The following is a 21,130-nucleotide window of genomic DNA, read 5'->3' on the forward strand; positions in this document are numbered from 1 at the left end:
GAAGAGGCCAGCCTAGGCAGAAGAGGTTGGTCGAGGCGTTAGATAGCTAATGCCCGCACTTAGAACAACGCTAACTGGCTGCCCGTCAACGCCGCGAAATCATCACCGACAAAGGGCAGGATGGCATCGGCCACCGGCTGCAGTTGGCGGCTCAGGTAGTGCTCGTAGTCGATGGGCGCCTGCAGGTTCTCCAAGGGTTCAGGGCCGGCAGTGGTGATCAGGTAGCTGATCCAGCCACCGTTCTGGTACTGCCGTGGACGGCCGAGGCGGCTGTTGTACGCGTCGGCCAGGCGCGCCGCACGCACGTGCGGCGGTACGTTTCGCTGGTAGTCGGCCAGCGGGCGGCGCAAGCGCTTGCGGTAGACCATCAGCTCATCCAGTTCACCGGCCAGGGTCTGTTGCACGTACTGGCGCACGTAGTCGCGGTACGGTTGGCCGCGGAAGATACGCCCGTACAGCGCCTGCTGGAACTCCCGCGCCAGCGGCGACCAGTCGGTGCGCACCGACTCCAGGCCCTTGTACACCATCTGTTCACTGCCGTCGGCGCGCTGTACCAGGCCGGCGTAACGCTTTTTGCTGCCCTCTTCGGTGCCGCGAATGGTGGGCATCAGGAAGCGTCGGTAATGGGTTTCGAACTGCAACTCCAGGGCGCTGTCCAGCCCCATCGAATCGTGCAGGTGCTGGCGCCACCACAGGTTCACTTCTGCCACCAACTCACGGCCGATGCGCGCGGCGGCGTCTTCGTCATGGGCGCCCTTGAGCCAGACGAAGGTGGAGTCGGTATCGCCGTAGATCACATCAAAACCACGCGCTTCGATCAATTCACGGGTCTGGCGCATGATCTGGTGGCCGCGCAGGGTGATCGACGACGCCAGGCGCGGGTCGAAGAAGCGGCAGCCGCTGGAACCCAGTACACCGTAGAAGGCATTCATGATGATTTTCAGTGCCTGCGACAGCGGCGCGTTACCCGCGCGCTTGGCCGCCTCCCTGCCCTGCCACACACGCTCGACGATGGCTGGCAGGCAGTGCCGGCTACGGGAGAAGCGAGCGCCGCGAAAGCCGGCCACCGAGTGCTGGTCATCGGGCTGGCGCAGGCCTTCGGCCAGGCCGACCGGGTCGATCAGAAAGGTGCGGATGATCGAGGGATACAGGCTTTTGTAGTCCAGCACCAGCACCGAATCGTAGAGACCAGGGCGTGAGTCCATCACGAAGCCACCGGGGCTGGCCTCGTCGGGGCGGCTGCCGAGGTTGGGCGCGACAAAGCCCAGGCGGTGCATCTGAGGCATGTACAAATGGCAGAACGCCGCCACCGAGCCACCGCTTCGGTCCACGGCCAACCCCGTGACGCTGGCACGCTCAAGCAGGAATTCGAGTAGGCGGGTATGGGCGAAGATGCGCGTGACCAGTTCGCAGTCCTTGAGGTTGTAGCGTGCCAGCGACGGTTTGTCCTCGGCGAACATGCGGTTGATTTCGTCCATGCGCTGATAAGGCGTGCTGATGGCCTTGCCCTCGCCCAGCAGCGTTTGCGCCACGTTTTCCAGGCTGAACGAAGGGAAGCTCCAGGTGGCCGAACGCAAGGCTTCGATACCGTCGATCAGCAGCCGCCCGGGGGCATCGGCGAATACGTGACCACCGCTGGCGTGAGCGCGCAGGGTCATGGGCGCGCCGTTGCGCCCCAGGGCCAAAGGCACCTGCAATTGCTTGGCGTGTTCGTGCAACAGGCGCAGGTCGAACTGCACCAGGTTCCAGCCGATGATCGCATCCGGATCGTGCCGGGCCATCCATTGGTTGAGGCACGCGAGCAGCGCGGCAGGGTCGTCGCAGTAATGCAGGTCGAAGTCCACGGCGCTGCTGTCGCCGTTTGCCGGGCCAAGCATGTACACCTGGCGCTGGCCGCAGCCTTCGAGGGCAATACTGTAGAGCTCACCGCGCTGGCTGGTTTCGATATCCAGCGACACCAGGCGCAGTGGCGGGCGATAGTCCGGCAGGGGCTTGAGCTGGGCATCGCAGAGCACGCCGTGGCCGTCGGGTTGGCCGGTAAACTGCACTGGGGCGGTAATGAAGCGCTCCATGAGATAGCGCTCGGGTGGGCGGATGTCCGCCTCGTACACCTCAACGCCGGCGTTGCGAAGGCGTTGCTCCACCTGCATCAACTGGCGATGCTGGCGGCAGTAAAGGCCCAGCACCGGGCGCTGATCGAAGTCACGCAGTTGCAAGGGTTTGAGCTCGACGCCCGGCTCGTTGGCCAGCAGCACGCGAGCATGCTCGGCTTGCGCCTGGGGGAGGAACGCCACCGACACCTGCGGCGCCAGGCGCAATTGCCGCGGCCCCTGGTCGGTAGCCAGCCAGAACTCCACGCACGTGCCTTCGGGTGTGTCATGCCAATGCCGGGTCAGGACAAAGCCCTGCTGCAAATCCACCGCGTCGACCTCTGGTTGTCTGTTGTGCCTGAAGTGACGATTCTACCCTTTGCAGGGCAGCCTGTGGCTTTGCATGTCTTGCCGGGGCAACTCAGCGCTGTTTTCAGCGGGAGCCGGCGACGAACCCGCTACGCCGCCCTGCCCACGCCAGCAGCCACGCCAAGCCGATCAACAGCAACGCCACTGGCGCAAACCACGCGACACCGGCCCCGGTCAGCAGCAAACCGCCAATAATCCCCCCCAACGCAATCGCACTGTTCCACACCGTCACCAGCATCGACTGCGCCACATCACCGCCCTCGCCCGCCGCATCCGCACAGGCCGTCTGCAACAGCGTTGGCGCGCCGCCGTACGTCACGCCCCACAGCGCAATGCTCAGGTACATCGCCCACGAAGACGCCTGCCCCAGCACCAGCGTGGCCACGGCAAACCCGGCGAGGCTCAGCAGTACCAGCTTGCGCAGATGCCGATCGACCAACAACCCGACCAGCCCGATGCCCGCCAGCGCCGATAGGCCGAACACCATCAACACCTGGCCAATCTCGGCGGCCATCCCCGCCGCCGCCAACAGCGGCACGATGTAGGTATAGAGGATGTTGTGGCCCAGGACCCAGGTCAGGATCACCAGCAGCACCAGCGCCACGCCCGGTGTGCGCAACACCTGCAACGCCGCAGGGCGCTTGCCGGCGGCCTGCCCCGGGTAATCCGGAACCGCGCGCAATACCCAGACCACCAGCAACAGCGCCACCAGGGTGACCACGACGAAGGTCGCACGCCACCCCAGCATTGCCCCAAGCCAGGTACCAATAGGCAACCCCAGGGACAACGCTATCGGCTGCCCAAGCATGGCCACGGCCATCGCCCGCCCCTGCAAGGCCACCGGTACCATGCGCCGGGCATGGCCGGCGATCAGCCCCCAGGCCAAGCCGGCAGCGGCACCGGTGAAAAAGCGCAGCACCAGGGTAAGAGCGTTGGACGACGACAACACCGTCAAGCCGTTGAACAGCACAAAGCCGCCGATCGCCAGCAGCAAAGCGCGACGGCGATACCAGCCCTGCGTCAGGGTCACCAAGGGAATGGCAGTCAACAACGATCCGAGTGCGTAGGCCGTAACCCATTGCCCGGCCATGGCCTGGCTGATGTGCATGCCACCGGCGATCTGGTCCAGCAAACCGGCAGGCAGGGTTTCGCTGAGGATGGCGATAAAGCCGGTCATAGCCAGCGCCAGCAGGCCACTCAGGGGCAGGCGCTCGGCGCGCTCAACCAATGGCGGTGCGCAAGATATCTGGGACATTGCAGGGTGCCTTGAAGTGGAAATCGAGGGCGACAGTGTGCACGGCGGCGGCATTACGGAAAAAGACGGTTACAATGCCGCTCACCCCGGACATCAATGTCCGCAATCAGGAACACGTCATGGACAGCCTCAGCGGCTTCGTGGTCTTCAACCGAGTTGCCGAAACCCGCAGCTTCGTCGCTGCCGGTCAGTCACTGGGCATCACTGCCTCGGCCGTGGGCAAGCGCGTGGCACGGCTGGAAAGTCGCCTGGGTGTGCGCCTGTTCCATCGCAGCACGCGCAGCATCACCCTGACCGCCGAAGGCACGCTGTTTCTGGAGCGCAGCCGGCGCATCCTGGCGGAAATCGAAGCGACCGAGCAGGCGCTGTCCCAGGCCAGCGAAACCCCGCGCGGCCGCCTGCGCGTGAGCCTGCCCCAGGTCACCGGGCTGGTGATGCCGGCGTTGGCCGAGTTCATGGCGCTGTACCCCCAGGTTGAGCTGGACCTGGAGTTCACCGACCGCATGGTGGATATCGTCGGAGAGGGTTTCGATGTGGTCATGCGTGGTGGCCAGCCGCTGGACTCACGCCTCAATGCCAAATTCCTCGGCCACTTCCAGCACCGCCTGGTGGCATCACCCGAATACTTGCGCGAGCGCGGCACGCCCAGCCACCCGCGTGACTTGAGCACACACACCTGCCTACACTACCGCTTCCCCAGCAACGGCAAGCTGGAGGTCTGGCCGCTGCGCCAGGAGCACCCCGACCAGGGCTATGACATCCCCATTTCGATGGTGTGCAACCACGTCGAGACGCGCATCTGCTTTGCCCTAAACCACCGCGGCATCACCTGCCTGCCAGACTTCAGCGTGCGCCGCGAATTGGCCGCAGGCACACTGGTGAGCGTGCTCGAGAGTTTCATGGAACGGCGTGGCAGCTTCTACCTGCTGTGGCCGTCGGGGCGCCACGTGCCGCCCAAGCTGCGAGTGTTCATCGACTTCATGCTCGAACGGGTATTGCCTGGCGGCCCTCAGCCATACAAGTAGTTGATGTCCTTGTAGGCCAGCGGCGGTACCTGGCCGAACAGGAAATCACGCAGCTTGTGCATCTGCCGGGCCTTGGGGCTGGATTTGAGCCAGGTCATGTAATAGCCGTCGCCCGTGGCTACCGCGTACTTGAACGGTGTGACCAGGCGCCCTGCCGAAAGATCGGTCGTGGCCAGCACCAGGTCCACCACCGAGATGCCCAACCCTTGCTGAGCCGCCGAGATGCCCTGGTCGAGGGTGTCGAACACCTGCCCCTGGTCGATGCTGATGTCCAGCGCATCCATGCGCGCCAGCCAACGCCGCCAATCGCGCCGGTCTGGGGACGGGTGAAGGAACTCGCATTGGCGCAGGTCGCCCAGGTCGGGCTGCGGTTGTGCCATGTAGTCGGGGTGGCAGACCGGGATCAGCCATTCATCGAACAGTTTGAAGCTCTCGACGTCGGCGGGGAAACGCCCGTTGGCCAGCAGGATGGCGCAGTCGTAGGGTTCGGAATAGAAATCCACGCTGTCGATGTCCATCCACACGCTCGACAGTTGCACGCTGCAGCTGTCGTCGTTCTTCTTGAACCCGTCCAGTGCCCTGAGCAGCCAGCGCATGGTAAGCGTGGACGGGGCCTTGAGGCGCAGGCCGTAGCGGTCCTGGCGCAGCAACGCGCAGGCATTCTCGATGATCTTGAAGCCGACCTTGAGCTCCTGGGACAACAGGCGACCGTGCTCGGTCAGGCTCAGTTTCGGGCCACGGCGCTCGAACAGGTCGCAGCCGAACATGGCCTCGAGGGTCTTGATGTGGTGGCTGACTGCCCCTTGGGTCAGTGCCAGCTCCTCCGCCGCACGGGTAAAGGAGCCATAACGAGAGGCCACCTCGAAAGCACGCAAGGCGTGCAGAGCCTGAATCCGTTCCGACATGGCGACGTCCGAAGCATGAGTAAGACTAATAGTAGGTCATAGTTCCACGCGTTTTACAACGTTAAGTCCGTCTCAGAAAATGCATGTAAATAATAAAGATAACCAAGATTCTGCCTGCATATGCCTGGAACGTTACTTAATTGGAAACCTGGGGAAATCATGTTTACGGGTTATGGAAACTGCTATCGCCTGGATGCGCTAGAGCTGGCCACTGAACATGTCCGGAACACGCAGCATTGGACGTACAAAACCATACAGCATTTTCGCGGCATTCTCGCCAGCCCCGACTTTCCGTGCCTGTTCGGGCGCAAGGCGGTCGCCAGCGAGACCTGCCACATCCTCTTCGCCCGCGCCGAGCAGCTGGCCGATGACATCGCTCAGGGCCTGGCCGACTATGTGCGCACCATCGCACCGATTCCGCTCAAGCAGCGCATCGGCAGCCCACTGGTGGTGTTTCTCGAAACCCCTGGCGACTACACCCTTGCCGAGCAACAGGCCTTGGCCTGGAAGGTGCTGCGTGGGGTCCATGCCCGCGACCCACATCCCTGGCCGCAGGCCATACCCTCCGACCCGGACGATAACGGCTGGTCGTTCTGCTACGCCGGCATGCCGCTGTTCATCAACATGAACTTCCCGGGCCACCGGCAGATGAAAAGCCGCAACCTGGGCCCGCACATCACCTTCGTCATCAACCCCCGGGAGAACTTCGACGAAGTGGCCAACGCCAGCACTGAAAGTGGCAAGCGTATTCGTGCCCGCATCCGCGAGCGCGTGGCCCACTATAACGACGGCGTCATGCCCGACACCCTTGGCGCATTCGGCGATGCCGACAACTACGAGTGGAAGCAGTACCAACTGCAGGAGGCAGGTTCGCTCAACCCGTCACGCTGCCCGTTCCACGCCCATGTACCCGCCGACACACTGATCGAGAATTGACCGTGAATACCGCACTGACCGCCACCTATGCACTGACCGTGCTGCTGCTGATCGCCACCCCTGGCCCGGTGGTAGCACTGATCGTCAACACCGCTGCCGCCTCCGGCTCGCGCAAGGCCATGTTCACCGCCGTGGGTACCAACTGGGCGTCCCTGGTACTGATAGGCGCGGCAGCCTGGATCATCCTGACCAGCGCGGCCATCGACAAGGCCTGGCTCAGCGGCATGAGCCTGATGGGCTGCCTGTTCATCGGCTACATCGCCGTGTGCACCCTCAAGGAAGCCCTGCAGGCGCCGGCGTCGGACGCGGCGAACGAGACACAAGGGCCTGGGCGCGGCGGCCTGCTGCAAGGCTTCATGGTGGGCATCTCCAACCCCAAGGACATCATCTTCTTCATCGCCTTTTTCCCCCAGTTCATCCAGATCACCGAGTCGTTCGGCAAGAGCATGGTGGTGCTGTCGCTGCTGTGGGTGGCCATCGATTTCGCCGTGCTCAGCCTGTACATCTTCGCCATCGGCAAGATCGCATCGCAACGCAGCAACCGCCTGATCAGCCTGGCTTCGGGCGTCGCCCTGTTGCTGATCGCAGCGGGCGGCCTGCTTTACAACCTCAAGGAACTGGCGGCCTGAGCCAGCAACAACGCGAAGGAGTGCCCATGAGATCGACCGACACCAGCACGCCTGTCCCGGGCCCTCCTTCGCCGCTGCAACAGGACTACCAGCGCTTTCTGTTACTAGGCAACCACCGTGCGCCACACACCCTACAAGTGCACGAGCGCGGTTATCGCTCCGGCACTATCAACACCGATGCCCTTGGCCTGCGCTACAGCCATTGTGCGGGCAAGCGTTTCTCGGCGGCCGAGCGCGGCGCGGCGCCGCGCATCAACTTGCTGGTGGGGGGCTCTACCGCCTTGGGTATAGGCGCCAGCTGCGACGAACATACGGTGGCTTCACATTTGTCGATGCTGACCGGTGAAGTCTGGCTGAACCTGGCCGGCTGCGGGCTCAATGCCGGCCAGGAGCTGCTGATGTTCCTCACCCACCAGCATCGGCTCGGCCAATTGGGCCATGTGGTGGTGCTCAGCGGCCTCAATACACTGGCCCATGAAGCCCTTGGCGAAGTCCTCGCCAGCCCCCACGACCCGCTTCACGCCACGGCCCTGCGCGACACGCTGAACAGCTACAGCGACGGCATGCCGCCTGCTGTGGCCCCGCGCCCGCAATCGCTCTGGCGACGGCTTGGCCAAGCCTTGACCACGCGCCCGCCCGTAGCGCCTGTCGCCAGGCCATTATCGCCCCCTGAAAAGCGACTGGCCCGCGCGGCCGACACCATCGGCCGCACCTTGCGCCAATGGGAGCGTCTGCTGGCAGACAGCCATGCCACCCTCACCTTCATACTCCAGCCACTGCTGCCCTGGTGCCGCGAAACCCTGCCTGAGGGTGAGCAGGCCATGCTGACGGCGCTGGAGCAACAGCCGGCCAACTTCGACCGCCTGCTCGACGGGGTCTTTGACAGCCAGTTGCACATGGCCTTCTTTCGCCGCATCAAAAGCCAGGCCGACCCGGTACCCTGTTACGACATGAACAGCATGCTCAGCAGCTCGCCGGTATTCGGCGCCGACCTGTTCGTCGACCGCCTGCACCTCAACGACCTGGGCAACAATGCCCTGGCCAAGGTCATTACCGCCAAGCTGGGCCTGGCCCAGGAAAAACACGCTCAGCGCAAGGTCACACCCATCAAGCTCGTCTGACAGTTGCCTGCTGGTCTTTCGGCGAGGGCCCTTGGGTGGCTAGAATACGTCGTCGTTCCGATCCGCCTGAGGCGCACCTGTACCTGTCATGAACATCGAAGCCGTCCATCAACAACTGGCCGCCTGCCGTGACTGCGCTTTTCACGAGGCATGCCTGTGAGTCGCGCGGTCATCCTGCCCCCGCTGTTGATCGCCCTGATGCCGTTGGCTGCGCAAGCGCTTGACGTGCGCATCGACCCTCATGCCGACCTGCTCTACCGCCAGGCCCTGCCGCTGCTGGAACAGGCCGACAGCCAAGATGACAGCGCCAGTTCACTGCGCACTGCCCTGGGCAGCGACCCGGAACTCACCCGTCAGGGCCAGGCCCTTGCCCACACGTTGCCTACCGCGGTGGCACTGCTGAAAAAGTCAGTGGCGCTGGGCCACCCGGTGGCGCAGTACCGGCTGGCGCTCTACTACATGACCTATTTGCCCGCCGGGCAGATCCCCGACGCGGCCTGCCCTTTGCTGGTAGCCAGCCTCAAGCAAGGCTTCGCGGCTCCGGCAGCGGCCATCGCCACCTGGTGCCCGCCCTACAACGCCAGCGTGGAGTATCGCGCTGCACTGGAGGCGATCCCGAGCATGGCCACCCAGTACGCCCCCTACTACCCGCAACCTGCCACGCGACTGGCCTGTAGCCGCAGCCAGCCGCAGGGCCTGGAAATGCAGTGGGGGCGTCAGCGCGACTACCAGGCCGAGGTGTACCGGCTGCTGGCAGACCTGGACTCGCAACAGCGTCAGACCTTGCTGCAGAAGGCCGTGGACATCAACGGGTGCGTGACAGCGCAACACGGATTGGCCAGCCATCGCTAACGCCCTTGAGCCCGAACAGGGCCCAAACCAGCAAGATCGTTCAAGCCATCCCTATTACCACTCTGGCATGCTGCGCAACCGAGTACACGCGTTGCAGCCACCATGCCCCACAGCCCACACATTGCCCGCCAAGCCTTTCTGCGTGGCGCCATCGCCATCCTCCCGCTATCCCTGGCCGTGGCCCCCTGGGGCCTTTTGGCCGGGTCCATGGCCATTGAAGCCAACCTCAGTGCCTGGGAAGGCCAAGGCCTGTCGGCTATCGTCTTTGCCGGTGCCGCGCAACTGGTGGCGATTGGCATGCTCAAGGGCGGCGCCAACCTGGCGTCGATCCTGCTCACCACCTTGCTGCTGACCTCGCAGCACCTGCTGTACGGCCTGTCCATGCGCCCCGTGCTGTCGAACCAGCCACTGCGCTGGCGGTTGGGCCTGGGCTTTTTGCTGACCGACGAATTCTTTGCCATGACCAGCCATTACGACCAGCAACAGTTCAACCGCTGGTACGCGCTGGGCGTGGGCCTGACCTTCTATGTCGCCTGGAACCTGTTCACCCTGGCCGGCATCGTGCTTGGCCAGAACATTCCGCACCTCGACCAGTTGGGCCTGGACTTTTCCATTGTCGCCACCTTCGTCGCCCTGATCGCGCCCCTGGTGCGCAACCTCGCAACGGTAGTGTGTGTGGCCGTTTCGCTGTTCTGCTCGGTGCTGTTCAGTGCCTGGCACTGGGAAACCGCCTTGGTGGCGGCAGGCCTGCTCGGCATGAGCGCCGGTTTCGTTTGCCAGAAGTGCTTTGGAGGCCGTGCATGACCTGGTTACTGATATTCGCCATGGGCGCCATCGTGTTCCTCAACCGCTATGCGTTTCTCGAACCGCGCCTGCCTTTGCGCCTAAGCTCCAACGCCCGGCAGTTTCTCGGGTTTGCGGTGCCGGGCATGCTCACCGCCATCTGCGGGCCGATCATCTTCATGCCTGACCATCACCTGAACCTGAGCCTGCTCAACCCGTATCTGCTGGGCTCAGTGGTGGCCGTCGCCCTGGTGCTGTTGACCCGCAGCGTGTTGCTGAGCATGCTGGTGAGCATGTTGATCTTCTTCCTCCTGCGCAGCTGGCTGGCATGACCACGCCCCTGCGTGAACAGACACACCTGTGGCAGGCGCCGGCGCTGGGCGACGTCGAGATGCTGCACGCGCGGTACTTTCAGCAACGCTTCGCCCCGCACGTGCACGAAGGCTATGTGTTCACCGTGATCGAGTCCGGCGCCCAGCGCTTCTGGCATCGTGGCAGCGAGCACCTGGCCCCGGTCGGCAGCATGGTGCTGATCAACCCCGACGAGCTGCACACCGGCGCCACTGCCCATGAAGCCGGTTGGCGCTATCGCGGCTTCTACCCGGAACATGAACGGGTCACCGGCGTGCTGGAGGAGCTGGAGCTCGGCCGGCACGGCAGGCCCAGCTTCAAGGACAGTGTGATCCAGGACCCGGCCCTGGCGCTGGCCTTCAGCCAGTTGCACCAGCTGTCCGAATCGGCTGCCAGTGCGCTGGAGCAGCAGACCGCCTGGCGCCATGCCGTGCTGGCCTTGGTGCAACGCCACGGGCAGTGCGCCGAGCCATCAGCACCCGGCCTCGAGCCCCTGGCGGTGGCGCGTGCGCGCGAATTGCTGGAGAGCCAACTGGCCGCCCCGCCCTCGCTTGAAGCCCTGGCGGCTGCGGTCAACCTGTCGCCCTTCCACTTCGCCCGGGTGTTTCGCCAGGCCACCGGTTTGCCGCCGCATGCCTGGCTCAAGCAACGGCGCCTGGCCCGAGCCCGGGAATTCTTGAAAAGCGGCCTGGCGGCGTCCGAGGTGGCATTCAGCCTGGGCTTCGCTGACCAAAGCCACCTGAGCCGGCAGTTCAAGCAGGCCTATGGCGTGACGCCGGGGGCCTATCGACAGGCCTGCCTGCACAGCTAGGCAGGCCGCGGAACTGGCCGGGCAAACGGGTCAGGCACTGCTACACTGACAGGGCTGAATTGGAGGATCCTGCCATGTCCGAAAGAGAGCTCACCACCCTCATATCGCTGATGAACCAGCGTCAGGCCTGCCTGAGCAGTGCTTGCAAGGAGATCGCCGACTGGATCGACCGGCAGGGCGATGTGCCCGTCGCCGGCAAGATTCGCGCGAGCCTCAAGGCCCTGGAGGCCGACGAAGCCCAGGTACGCAAGACCTTGACCTCGCTGACCCTGGACAGGCCGCTGCCACGCTTTCGCAGCTGAATGAACTGGGGCCGCTATGCGGCCCCCGGTATTTCAGTGATTCATGTGCATGTGGTCATGCCCACCGCCAGCCTCGGCGTTGAGCGGGCGCACCGGCGCCTGCACCTGCAGCGTTTGCTTGCCACCCTTGGTGTCTTCGATGAACAGGGTCAGAGGTACCTGTTCACCCTCCTTCACCTGCTGCTTCAAGCCCATCAGCATGACGTGCAAGCCATTCGGGTCCAAGGTTACCGCCTTGCCAGCCGGCAACTCGACTGCCTTGACCTCACGCATGCCCATCACATCACCGTTCATGGTCATTTCATGCACCTGCACGGTCTTGGCCACTGGCGACTCGACCCCTACCAGCTTGCTGTCGCTGCTGGCAGTCAAGGTCATGAAGGCACCGGTGGACTGCTGGTGCGGCACGCTGGCACGGACCCAGGCATCACTCACGGTGGTCTCGGCCAACGCTGGCAGGGCAAGGCCCAGCAGGGCGATGGCGGCCAGGCCGCGCTTGAACGGTTGCAGTGAAACAGCCATTAGCAAATCTCCATCAGGGTGACCAGGTCTTCGGCGCATTCCTTGGCGTTCAGGGAATGGCCCAGGCTCAGGCGCAGAGTGCCACGTGTGTCGTAGACGTAGCTGGTGGACGAATGAGAGATGGTGTAGGTGTCACCGGCCGGGACCTTCTCGTAGAACACCTTGAATTCCTTGGCCACCTCGGCGATTTCCTCAGGGGTACCGGTCAGGGCGGTGAACGACGGGTCGAACGCCTTGACGTAGGCATCGAGCACTTCGGGGGTGTCGCGCTCCGGGTCCAGGGTGATGAACACCACCTGGAACAGGTCACGGTCACGGCCCTTGAGCATTTGCCTGATTTGCGCCGCGCGCGCCAGCGTGGTCGGGCAGACCGCCGGGCACTGGGTGAAGCCGAAGAAGATCATCGGCATGCTGCCGTAGAAGCTCGACAGGGTACGCGGGTTGCCTTGGGGGTCCTTGAGGTTGAACTTGCGCCCAAGGATTTCGTTGCTCATGTTCTTGCCGTACTTGAACTCGAGACCCCGGGCCGGGCTGCAGCCGGCCAGCAGGCCAAGCCCGAGAACGCCCATCCCAGCGACAACCGCGCGCCGGGTATACAGATCATTCATGGAACCATCCTTTACAGGCCATCCTTCACAGGAAAGGTGCCGACCCAGGGAGGGGCCGGTCGAAAAACCGGGGCATTCTTACATGACACCCCAAGTGCTTCTACCCGATGAAGGCGGTGTTGGCCTGCAGCCCTTTGAATACGGGCTGCGGCCTGTTGTCGCAGGGGTTGAATCCGTAACAGTTTGTTGCTAAGGGCGCGTACTCGTCAGTAGTACGCGTTTTCCTTCTGGGTGTGGTCAGTCACGTCACGCACACCTTTGAGCTCGGGAATGCGCTCGAGCAGGGTGCGCTCGATGCCTTCCTTCAACGTCACGTCAGCCTGGCCGCAGCCTTGGCAACCGCCGCCGAACTGCAGCACGGCAATGCCGTCGTCGACCACGTCCACCAGGCTCACCTGGCCGCCATGGCTGGCCAGACCGGGGTTGATCTCGGTCTGCAGGTAGTAGTTGATACGCTCGTTGATCGGGCTGTCCTCGTTGACCATCGGCACCTTGGCGTTTGGCGCCTTGATGGTCAGCTGGCCGCCCATGCGGTCGGTGGCGTAGTCGACCAGCGCGTCTTCAAGGAAGGGCACGCTGACCGCATCGAGGTAAGCGGTGAAGCTCTTCAGACCCACGGCGGTGTCGTCGGGCTTCTCTTCGCCCGGCTTGCAGTAGGCAATGCACGTCTCTGCGTACTGGGTGCCTGGCTGGGTGATGAAAATGCGAATGCCGATGCCGGGCGTATTCTGCTTGGAGAGCAGATCGGCCAGGTAATCATGGGCGGCGTCGGTAATGGTTATAGCGCTCATGTAAGTTCCTCACAGACTTGCGGCCAAGTGTACGCCAACCTGGCCCCGGCACAAAGTCCTAGTATTTGACTCGGGAAAGCACGTAAGCCGGGGCCTGCCCCCGTGGGGCCGCCAGCCAGGCCTGCATTCGCCGGTACAAGCCACGCTCCAGCCACTGGTAGCTGAACCACGACATTAGTCCAATGGACGGCACGCACAGGGCAAACACCAGATACGGGTTCAAGTGCAGCCGCTGGCTGGCAAACCAGCCGGCATACAGCACCAGCACGTGGATCAGGTACACCGAATACGAGCAGTCGCCCAGTGCCTTGAGCACCTGGTTACCCTTGAAGCACGGTTCCAGGGCAATGAAGGCCAGCACCACCAGGGCGCTGGGCACGCCCCAGTGCAACAGACGCTGGGAAGCGTCCAGGTGATAGAGGGCGTACCCCGCCACCCCGAGCAACGCCAGCGGCATCCACACGCCCTCGCGAATCAGGCCCCGGCGATACAGCACACCCAGGCCGATGCCGAGCAGGAATTCATAGATGATGTCGTTGTTGTAGAAATGGCTGAGCACGCCCAGCCGGCCCAGCACTTCACTGACCAGCAACAGCGCAGCGCTCACCAGCCACAGGTGATGGCGCTGGCGCACCAGGAACGCCAGGCCGAACAGCAGGTAGAAGAACATCTCGAAATTCAGCGTCCAGCCCACGTTCAAGGTCGGGTAGAGCCCGTACCCCCCGGGGTTTTCCGCTGGCACGAACAGCAACGACAGCAACAGGTGCTGCCAGTCGAACTGCTGGTGCGGCATCCAGCGGCTGGCCGCCAGCAGCAGGCCCGCCATGAGCAAGCTGTAGAACCAATACGCCGGCACGATGCGCAGCACCCGGTTGAGCAGGAACTGACGCGGTTCGATGGTTTTGTCACGGGTCGACAGGTAGATCACCAGCCCACTGATGACGAAGAAGATATCGACGCCCACGGCGCCCCGGTCGGTAAGCAGTTGGCCGATCGGGCCGCTGGCGTGGAAGTCGAAGAAAATCTGCATGAAATGGTGGCAAACCACCACCCAGGCGGCGAACGCCCGCAGTGCCTGAAGCGAATACAGCATGGAATACCCTGCGATTGCCGGTGCATTGAGGCCGGTGACCGAGCGCAGAGGGGGCAATACCCGCGAAAGGCTGCCCAGCAGCCCCCCCTGCAGTCGATCAGGACCACCCACCGTTTCCGACCGCAGCTACCCCGGAAAGGTCAGGCCAACCGATCAGAGGTTCTCGTAGCGGTTCATGTCCAGCACACCCGCTTCCACCGGCTGGGTCTCCTTGATGTAGCTGTTCACGTCATGGAAGTACTGCCAGAACTGCGGATGGCTACGGCGCACACCCCAGCGCATGACGATGCGCTCGAACTTGCTCGGGTCATCACGCGCATACTCCATGTCTTCGACAAATTCCGGCACATCCTGGGTCGGTATGTTGAAGATGAAATTCGGGTAGCTGCTGAGTACGCCCGGGTACAAGGTCAGTGTGTCCAGCCCTGGCTGATAGCGGGAAGCCTCGCCCAGCAGGAAGGCGACGTTGCTGTGCGCACGGTTGCGCAGCAGGCTGTACACCTGGCGCTGACCGCCCTGCCCTTCGATGCGCAGCATGCTTGCCTCAGGCAGCTGGTTGATGACCTTGAGCCCCGCCGCCGGGCGCGACACCAGGCGGCTGAGCGACTGCTCGGCATTGCGGAACTCTTCGCTCATTTGCGGCCGTGAGCAGTAGGCACCCTGGCACCGGTTGATCGGGTCGGGCGCCGCATTCAGGCTGCCAGTGCGCTGCAACAGCTTGAGGCCGAAGTCGCGCTTGGGGTTGCCAGGGTCGAGCTTGATGCCGCTCGGGGTATCGGTGTCGATGTCTTCATAGTCGAGCCACATCTTCACTTTGCCGCTGGTCTGGTACCAGTCGCTGAGGATCGCACCGCGCTGATCGGCCGGCATCAGGCGCAAGAAATTGACCTCGGCACCGTTGCGGATCAGGTCGAAGTACAGGCGTGTCTGCAACTGGTGCGAGACGTTGCCGAACACATCGAAGTTAACCGCCAACTGGTAATAGGTGCGCTCCAGCAACGGGTAGTCGAACAGCCACACCGTGAGCGGCACATCGCCGACCAGGCCTTTGCTCACCGAGGCGCTGTCGAAGTGGCGGAAAATGCTCAGCAGCGCATTGTCGTTACCCGCCCACAACGTCGACCAGCCCGGCGCCGGCATTTCGGCATAGGCTTCGCGGCGCAGTTTTTCGTACTCGTTGCGCTTGTCGCGGTAGGCGTGCCAGAGGCTCAGCACACTGCCCACGTCATCGATCTGCCCCGGCATGGCCAGCAACGGGGTGGCGGCGCCGCGGTACTGGGCATCGGTGATGTAGCGATCATGGGCCGGCTCCTGGAACAGCGCCCAGAAGTTGTCGCGAATCACGTCGGTCGCAATCTGCCCACGGCACACCGGGCCGCGGATGAAGGTGCGCACGAAGTACTCGGCGTTGTCCAGCATGAACTGGTAGCGCGCCACCGCCGGGATCGCCTCGAAGGTCTCGAACGGGTTGGCCCGATGACGCGGGCCATAGCCGGGCAGCGCCGCAGCGTGCCAGTCACCGGCGTAAAACAGTTGCTTCACCCGCTTGAGCTTTTGTGGGCCCATTGGGTAGGTGATGTGCGTCTTGTGCACGATCACGCCTTGCACCGGAATCAGCCGGTAATAGAAGTCGGTGCCCGGTGGATCGTTGGGGCGACGGGTAGCGATCAGGTCGACCGGCTGGCCGCTGGGCGTGCGCGAACGCACCCATTGGAAGAAGTGGCCCTGCTCCCCGCCAACGAAGTAGATGTGCGCAAGGAACAGGTGCTCGTACAGCCAACGCCCGACCAGGGCTTCGGTGGAGCCCGGGCGGTTGAGCAGCTCTTCCCAGTCGGCAATCTGCCTGGCCTCGGCCGGGTTCGGCTGGACCGGCTGGTACTCTACCGGCGCCCCCGTGGCCAGCCAGCGTTGCAGCGTGCTGTACTCCTGGTCGGTCAGGCCGGTGACCGCCAGCGGCATGCCTTCCCTGGGGTGCGCGCCGGCGTAGGCGTCGAACTCATGGGGCAACGGGCACATGTTGTTGCGGCTGATCCCCAGGACGATGTCCTCGGGCAACTTGGCATTGGGCGTGAGCGGTGTCTTGTGCCCAAGTTCGAGCATGCGCGCCATCAGCGCCGCCTGGCTGCCCTGGCTGTCGAGCACCGAGTAGAAGCCCTTCTTGCGCCACTCGCCCTCGCTGTGGGCGTCGTAGAACAGCCGCGTGGTGGGCACCGCCTTGCTTCGGTCGCCCTGGTACACCGGTACCTTGGTGGCCCCGCGCACGGCCCCTTCGGGGCTTTCCAGCTTGAGCTGGCAGGCCGCATCGTTACAAGCGTGGCAGGCCACGCATTTCTCGGTGAAGATCGGCTGAATGTCCCGGGTGTAGGAAATGGCCGGACTCGACTGGGGGGCTTGCCCGAACGCCACGCCGCTGATGAGCAAGGCGAAGACGCCGGCAAGAATACGTTGCAGCATGTGCGAAAAGTCCTGGTTCCTGAAAGCCATCACGATTGCCTGGTCGCGCCTGGGTGCTTGTGCGCCAACATGAGCAAAATTCATGCAAATGGGCGATGCGCCTAAAAACCGCGCAGCTTTGTTATGATTCGGCACCTTCTGATATCGCCCGACCAGGTAGTTCCTATGTCCGACCGCAGCGCTCGTCTCCAAGCACTCCAGCACGCACTCAAAGAGCGCATCCTGATCCTCGACGGCGGCATGGGTACTATGATCCAAAGTTATCGCCTCGAGGAACACGACTATCGTGGCACGCGCTTTGCCGATTGGCCAAGCGATGTAAAGGGTAACAACGATCTGTTGCTGCTCAGCCGCCCCGATGTCATCGCCGCCATCGAAAAAGCCTACCTGGATGCTGGCGCCGATATTCTCGAAACCAACACCTTCAACGCCACGCAGATTTCCCAGGCCGACTACGCCATGGAGTCGCTGGTTTACGAGCTGAACGTCGAAGGCGCGCGCATCGCCCGCCAGGTCGCCGATGCCAAGACCCTGGAGACGCCGGACAAACCGCGCTTCGTCGCCGGCGTGCTTGGCCCGACCAGCCGCACCTGCTCGATTTCCCCGGACGTCAACGACCCCAGCTACCGCAACGTCACCTTCGACGAACTGGTGGAAAACTACGTCGAGGCCACCCGCGGCCTGATCGAGGGCGGTGCCGACCTGATCCTGATCGAAACCATTTTCGACACCCTCAACGCAAAGGCGGCGATCTTCGCCGTGCAGCAGGTGTTCGAGGATGACCAGGTCGAATTGCCGATCATGATCTCCGGCACCATCACCGACGCCTCCGGCCGGACCTTGTCCGGGCAGACCACCGAAGCCTTCTGGAACTCGGTGCGCCATGCCAAGCCGATTTCCGTGGGCCTGAACTGCGCCCTGGGCGCCAAGGACCTGCGCCCGTACCTGGAAGAGTTGTCGACCAAGGCCGACACCCATGTCTCGGCGCACCCCAACGCCGGCCTGCCCAACGCCTTCGGCGAGTACGACGAAACCCCGGCCGAGATGGCCGCAGTGGTCGAGGAGTTCGCCGCCAGCGGCTTCCTCAACATCATCGGCGGCTGCTGCGGCACCACCCCGGGCCACATCCAGGCCATCGCCGAAGCCGTGGCCAAGTACAAACCCCGCGAGATCCCGGAAATCGCCAAGGCCTGCCGCCTGTCGGGCCTGGAACCCTTCACCATCGATCGTCAGTCGCTGTTCGTCAACGTTGGCGAGCGCACCAACATCACCGGCTCGGCCAAGTTCGCCCGGCTGATTCGTGAAGAGAACTACACCGAAGCCCTGGAAGTGGCCCTGCAGCAGGTCGAGGCCGGCGCCCAGGTGATCGACATCAACATGGACGAAGGGATGCTCGACTCCCAGGCCGCCATGGTCCGCTTCCTCAACATGATCGCGGGTGAGCCGGATATCTCCCGGGTACCGATCATGATCGACTCTTCCAAGTGGGAAGTGATCGAGGCGGGCCTGAAGTGCATCCAGGGCAAGGGCATCGTCAACTCGATCTCCATGAAAGAAGGCGTCGAGCAGTTCAAGCACCACGCCCGCCTGTGCAAACGCTACGGCGCCGCCGTGGTGGTGATGGCCTTCGACGAGGTCGGCCAGGCCGACACCGCCGCGCGCAAGAAAGAAATCTGCAAGCGCAGCTACGACATCCTGGTCAACGAAGTGGGCTTCCCGCCGGAAGACATCATCTTCGACCCGAACATCTTCGCCGTCGCCACCGGCATCGAAGAGCACAACAACTATGCCGTCGACTTCATCGAAGCCTGCGCCTACATCCGTGACCACCTGCCGCACGCGCTGAGCTCGGGCGGGGTGTCCAACGTGTCGTTCTCGTTCCGCGGCAACAACCCGGTGCGTGAAGCGATCCACTCGGTGTTCCTGTTCCACGCCATCCGCAACGGCCTGACCATGGGTATCGTCAACGCCGGCCAGTTGGAGATCTACGACGAGATCCCGGCCGACCTGCGCAACAAGGTCGAGGACGTGGTGCTCAACCGCACCCCGGAAGGCACCGATGCACTGCTGGCCATTGCCGACGACTACAAAGGCGGCGGCGCCACCAAGGAAGTCGAGAACGAGGCCTGGCGCTCACTGCCGGTGGGCAAGCGCCTGGAACACGCCCTGGTCAAAGGCATCACTGCGCACATCGTCGAAGACACCGAAGAATGCCGCCAGCAATGCGCGCGGCCCATCGAGGTCATCGAAGGCCCGCTGATGAGCGGCATGAACGTGGTCGGCGACCTGTTCGGTGCCGGCAAGATGTTCCTGCCCCAGGTGGTCAAGTCGGCACGCGTGATGAAGCAGGCCGTAGCCCACCTGATCCCGTTCATCGAAGCCGAAAAAGGCGACAAGCCCGAGGCCAAGGGCAAAATCTTGATGGCCACGGTCAAGGGCGACGTGCACGACATCGGCAAGAACATCGTCGGCGTGGTCCTGGGCTGTAACGGTTACGACATCGTCGACCTCGGCGTGATGGTGCCGGCAGAGAAGATTCTGCAAACCGCACGCGACGAGAAATGCGACATCATCGGCCTGTCCGGCCTGATTACCCCGTCGCTGGACGAGATGGTCCACGTTGCCCGCGAAATGCAGCGCCAGGGCTTCAACCTGCCGCTGATGATCGGTGGAGCAACCACGTCCAAGGCGCACACGGCCGTGAAGATCGAGCCCAAGTACAGCAACGACGCGGTGATCTACGTCACCGACGCTTCGCGCGCCGTCGGCGTTGCGACCCAACTGCTGTCCAAGGAGCTCAAACCCGGCTTCGTCGAAAAGACCCGCCTGGACTACGTCGATGTCCGCGAGCGCACGGCCAACCGCAGTGCCCGTACCGAGCGCCTGAGCTACGCCAAGGCGATTGCCGCCAAGCCGCAGTACGACTGGGCCGGCTACCAGCCCGCAGTGCCCTCCTTCACCGGCGTCAAGGTGCTGCAGGACATCGACCTGCGGACCCTGGCCGAGTACATCGACTGGACCCCCTTCTTCATCTCCTGGGACCTGGCCGGCAAGTTCCCGCGCATCCTCACCGACGAAGTGGTCGGCGAAGCGGCCACAGCGCTGTACAAAGATGCCCGCGAGATGCTCGACAAGCTGATCGACGAGAAGCTGATCAGTGCCCGCGCAGTGTTCGGCTTCTGGCCGGCCAATCAGGTCGCCGATGACGATATCGAGGTGTATGGCGACGACGGCCAGCCGCTGGCGACCCTGCACCACCTACGCCAGCAGACCATCAAGCCCGACGGCAAGCCGAACTGGTCGTTGGCCGACTTCGTCGCGCCGAAGGACAGCGGTGTCACCGACTACGTCGGCGGCTTCATCACCACCGCCGGCATCGGCGCCGAGGAAGTGGCCAAGGCGTATCAAGACAAGGGCGACGACTACAGCTCGATCATGGTCAAGGCCTTGGCCGACCGCCTGGCCGAAGCCTGCGCCGAGTGGCTGCACGAACAGGTGCGCAAAGAGCACTGGGGTTACGCCCGTGACGAACACCTGGACAACGAGGCGTTGATCAAGGAGCAGTACAGCGGCATCCGCCCTGCCCCAGGCTACCCGGCCTGCCCGGACCACACCGAGAAAGAAACCTTGTTCCGCCTGCTCGATGGCACGGCCATTGGCGAGACCGGCGCAAGCGGCGTGTTCCTGACCGAACACTTCGCGATGTTCCCGGCGGCGGCGGTCAGTGGCTGGTATTTTGCCCACCCGCAGGCGCAGTACTTTGCCGTGGGCAAGGTAGACAAGGACCAGATCGAGCGCTACAGCGCGCGCAAGGGCCAGGAAGTGAGCGTGAGCGAGCGTTGGTTGGCACCTAACCTCGGGTACGACAACTAAGACTCTGCTGGCCCTTTCGCGGGTTTAACCGCGAAAGGGCCAGCAAAGCCAACTACCCTGGCATTGCCTACACTGTCCCTGATTGCCTCCGAAACCCAGGAGCCACCATGGACGACTCAAGCCAAGGCAAGCCCCCCACCTTCTGGCAAATGCTGCACAGCATCCTCGCCGCCGCCTTCGGCGTGCAAAGCGGCAAGAACCGCGCGCGCGACTTCACCCACGGCAAGGCCAGCCACTTCATTGCCATGGGCACGGTGTTCACCCTGCTGTTCATTCTGCTGCTGATCGGGTTGGTGCAGCTGGCCATGCACCTGACGGCACGCTGACGTTCAGCCTGAATGAAAACGCCTGCAGGCATCC

At 63.5% G+C, this 21,130-nt stretch carries 19 protein-coding genes; 11 read left to right on the forward strand and 8 right to left on the reverse strand.

The genetic code is table 11. The features are described 5' to 3' along the window. Positions 1–59: 59 nt before the first annotated feature. The gene (locus CKW22_RS00955) at positions 60–2,420 is read right to left on the reverse strand and encodes a DNA polymerase II (RefSeq protein WP_033698989.1); all 2,361 of its coding nucleotides are present in this window, start codon (positions 2,418–2,420) and stop codon (positions 60–62) included. 103 nt (positions 2,421–2,523) lie between these two features. Beyond that, on the reverse strand, positions 2,524–3,714 hold the full coding sequence (locus CKW22_RS00960) for an MFS transporter (protein WP_033698991.1): 1,191 nt from the start codon (positions 3,712–3,714) through the stop codon (positions 2,524–2,526). Between the two features lie 119 nt (positions 3,715–3,833). Between CKW22_RS00960 and CKW22_RS00965 the strand changes: the two genes are divergently transcribed. Further along, the gene (locus CKW22_RS00965) at positions 3,834–4,739 is read left to right on the forward strand and encodes a LysR family transcriptional regulator (RefSeq protein ID WP_033700155.1); all 906 of its coding nucleotides are present in this window, start codon (positions 3,834–3,836) and stop codon (positions 4,737–4,739) included. Here the strand turns inward: CKW22_RS00965 and CKW22_RS00970 are convergent. After that, positions 4,724–5,644, reverse strand: coding sequence for a LysR substrate-binding domain-containing protein (locus CKW22_RS00970; protein WP_033698993.1), 921 nt, complete (start codon positions 5,642–5,644; stop codon positions 4,724–4,726). The genes CKW22_RS00965 and CKW22_RS00970 overlap by 16 nt on opposite strands. Before the next feature lie 159 nt (positions 5,645–5,803). Here CKW22_RS00970 and CKW22_RS00975 point away from each other — a divergent pair, with 159 nt between their 5' ends. The 8 genes from CKW22_RS00975 to CKW22_RS01010 all read left to right on the forward strand — a co-directional run bounded on the left by CKW22_RS00975 (position 5,804) and on the right by CKW22_RS01010 (position 11,429). Then, positions 5,804–6,580 (forward strand): YqcI/YcgG family protein, encoded by a 777-nt coding sequence (locus tag CKW22_RS00975; RefSeq protein WP_033698995.1) that lies wholly within the window; start codon positions 5,804–5,806, stop codon positions 6,578–6,580. 2 nt (positions 6,581–6,582) lie between these two features. Then, positions 6,583–7,209, forward strand: coding sequence for a LysE family translocator (locus tag CKW22_RS00980; protein ID WP_033698997.1), 627 nt, complete (start codon positions 6,583–6,585; stop codon positions 7,207–7,209). A 26-nt stretch (positions 7,210–7,235) separates the two neighbouring features. Then, positions 7,236–8,330, forward strand: coding sequence for a hypothetical protein (locus tag CKW22_RS00985; protein WP_033698999.1), 1,095 nt, complete (start codon positions 7,236–7,238; stop codon positions 8,328–8,330). 150 nt (positions 8,331–8,480) lie between these two features. After that, positions 8,481–9,182 carry a hypothetical protein gene (locus tag CKW22_RS00990; RefSeq protein WP_095063628.1) on the forward strand — a complete coding sequence of 234 codons (702 nt, stop codon included), beginning with the start codon at positions 8,481–8,483 and terminating at the stop codon, positions 9,180–9,182. Between the two features lie 102 nt (positions 9,183–9,284). Continuing rightward, positions 9,285–9,986, forward strand: coding sequence for an AzlC family ABC transporter permease (locus tag CKW22_RS00995; protein WP_033699003.1), 702 nt, complete (start codon positions 9,285–9,287; stop codon positions 9,984–9,986). Next, the gene (locus CKW22_RS01000; protein ID WP_047581077.1) at positions 9,983–10,297 is read left to right on the forward strand and encodes an AzlD domain-containing protein; all 315 of its coding nucleotides are present in this window, start codon (positions 9,983–9,985) and stop codon (positions 10,295–10,297) included. The genes CKW22_RS00995 and CKW22_RS01000 overlap by 4 nt, the downstream gene beginning before the upstream one ends. Next, a complete protein-coding gene (locus CKW22_RS01005) occupies positions 10,294–11,127 on the forward strand; it encodes an AraC family transcriptional regulator (protein ID WP_033699007.1) in 834 nt (277 codons plus the stop codon). Before CKW22_RS01000 ends, CKW22_RS01005 begins: the two co-directional genes overlap by 4 nt. Positions 11,128–11,201: 74 nt before the next feature. After that, a complete protein-coding gene (locus CKW22_RS01010) occupies positions 11,202–11,429 on the forward strand; it encodes a hypothetical protein (protein WP_033699008.1) in 228 nt (75 codons plus the stop codon). 33 nt (positions 11,430–11,462) lie between these two features. On the opposite strand, the gene CKW22_RS01015 is transcribed toward CKW22_RS01010, so the two are convergent. From CKW22_RS01015 to CKW22_RS01035, 5 genes are all read right to left on the reverse strand, one after another. Beyond that, on the reverse strand, positions 11,463–11,951 hold the full coding sequence (locus tag CKW22_RS01015; protein WP_033699009.1) for a copper chaperone PCu(A)C: 489 nt from the start codon (positions 11,949–11,951) through the stop codon (positions 11,463–11,465). Next, positions 11,951–12,559: an SCO family protein gene (locus CKW22_RS01020; RefSeq protein WP_033699010.1), complete on the reverse strand. Its 609-nt coding sequence runs from the start codon at positions 12,557–12,559 to the stop codon at positions 11,951–11,953. Before CKW22_RS01020 ends, CKW22_RS01015 begins: the two co-directional genes overlap by 1 nt. Positions 12,560–12,765: 206 nt before the next feature. Further along, a complete protein-coding gene (nfuA, locus tag CKW22_RS01025; protein WP_012271640.1) occupies positions 12,766–13,350 on the reverse strand; it encodes a Fe-S biogenesis protein NfuA in 585 nt (194 codons plus the stop codon). A 58-nt stretch (positions 13,351–13,408) separates the two neighbouring features. Continuing rightward, positions 13,409–14,443, reverse strand: coding sequence for an acyltransferase (locus CKW22_RS01030; protein ID WP_033699011.1), 1,035 nt, complete (start codon positions 14,441–14,443; stop codon positions 13,409–13,411). Positions 14,444–14,596: 153 nt separating this feature from the next. Further along, positions 14,597–16,897, reverse strand: coding sequence for a fatty acid cis/trans isomerase (locus tag CKW22_RS01035; RefSeq protein WP_095063778.1), 2,301 nt, complete (start codon positions 16,895–16,897; stop codon positions 14,597–14,599). A gap of 165 nt (positions 16,898–17,062) precedes the next feature. On the opposite strand from CKW22_RS01035, the gene metH reads away from it, so the two are divergent. Both metH and CKW22_RS01045 read left to right on the forward strand, forming a co-directional pair. Next, positions 17,063–20,770 (forward strand): methionine synthase, encoded by a 3,708-nt coding sequence (gene metH, locus CKW22_RS01040; protein WP_095063629.1) that lies wholly within the window; start codon positions 17,063–17,065, stop codon positions 20,768–20,770. Between the two features lie 107 nt (positions 20,771–20,877). Further along, positions 20,878–21,096, forward strand: coding sequence for a DUF2970 domain-containing protein (locus CKW22_RS01045; protein ID WP_033699015.1), 219 nt, complete (start codon positions 20,878–20,880; stop codon positions 21,094–21,096). The last annotated feature ends 34 nt before the right edge of the window (positions 21,097–21,130 follow it).

Origin of the sequence: Pseudomonas sp. Irchel s3f19 (genome assembly GCF_900187555.1) — a bacterium.
In the GTDB taxonomy this organism is placed as follows: Bacteria; Pseudomonadota; Gammaproteobacteria; order Pseudomonadales; family Pseudomonadaceae; genus Aquipseudomonas; species Aquipseudomonas capeferrum.

Excerpts from the sequence above, each read along its gene's own strand:
- CKW22_RS01020 (WP_033699010.1), bottom strand. The coding sequence starts at position 12,559 with ATGAATGATCTGTATACCCGGCGCGCGGTTGTCGCTGGGATGGGCGTT.
- CKW22_RS00975 (WP_033698995.1), top strand. The coding sequence starts at position 5,804 with ATGTTTACGGGTTATGGAAACTGCTATCGCCTGGATGCGCTAGAGCTG.
- CKW22_RS01015 (WP_033699009.1), bottom strand. The coding sequence starts at position 11,951 with ATGGCTGTTTCACTGCAACCGTTCAAGCGCGGCCTGGCCGCCATCGCC.
- CKW22_RS00965 (WP_033700155.1), top strand. The coding sequence starts at position 3,834 with ATGGACAGCCTCAGCGGCTTCGTGGTCTTCAACCGAGTTGCCGAAACC.
- CKW22_RS01030 (WP_033699011.1), bottom strand. The coding sequence starts at position 14,443 with ATGCTGTATTCGCTTCAGGCACTGCGGGCGTTCGCCGCCTGGGTGGTG.
- CKW22_RS00990 (WP_095063628.1), top strand. The coding sequence starts at position 8,481 with ATGCCTGTGAGTCGCGCGGTCATCCTGCCCCCGCTGTTGATCGCCCTG.
- CKW22_RS00960 (WP_033698991.1), bottom strand. The coding sequence starts at position 3,714 with ATGTCCCAGATATCTTGCGCACCGCCATTGGTTGAGCGCGCCGAGCGC.
- CKW22_RS01010 (WP_033699008.1), top strand. The coding sequence starts at position 11,202 with ATGTCCGAAAGAGAGCTCACCACCCTCATATCGCTGATGAACCAGCGT.
- CKW22_RS01000 (WP_047581077.1), top strand. The coding sequence starts at position 9,983 with ATGACCTGGTTACTGATATTCGCCATGGGCGCCATCGTGTTCCTCAAC.
- CKW22_RS01045 (WP_033699015.1), top strand. The coding sequence starts at position 20,878 with ATGGACGACTCAAGCCAAGGCAAGCCCCCCACCTTCTGGCAAATGCTG.
- CKW22_RS00970 (WP_033698993.1), bottom strand. The coding sequence starts at position 5,644 with ATGTCGGAACGGATTCAGGCTCTGCACGCCTTGCGTGCTTTCGAGGTG.
- CKW22_RS00995 (WP_033699003.1), top strand. The coding sequence starts at position 9,285 with ATGCCCCACAGCCCACACATTGCCCGCCAAGCCTTTCTGCGTGGCGCC.
- metH (WP_095063629.1), top strand. The coding sequence starts at position 17,063 with ATGTCCGACCGCAGCGCTCGTCTCCAAGCACTCCAGCACGCACTCAAA.
- CKW22_RS01005 (WP_033699007.1), top strand. The coding sequence starts at position 10,294 with ATGACCACGCCCCTGCGTGAACAGACACACCTGTGGCAGGCGCCGGCG.
- nfuA (WP_012271640.1), bottom strand. The coding sequence starts at position 13,350 with ATGAGCGCTATAACCATTACCGACGCCGCCCATGATTACCTGGCCGAT.
- CKW22_RS01035 (WP_095063778.1), bottom strand. The coding sequence starts at position 16,897 with ATGCTGCAACGTATTCTTGCCGGCGTCTTCGCCTTGCTCATCAGCGGC.
- CKW22_RS00985 (WP_033698999.1), top strand. The coding sequence starts at position 7,236 with ATGAGATCGACCGACACCAGCACGCCTGTCCCGGGCCCTCCTTCGCCG.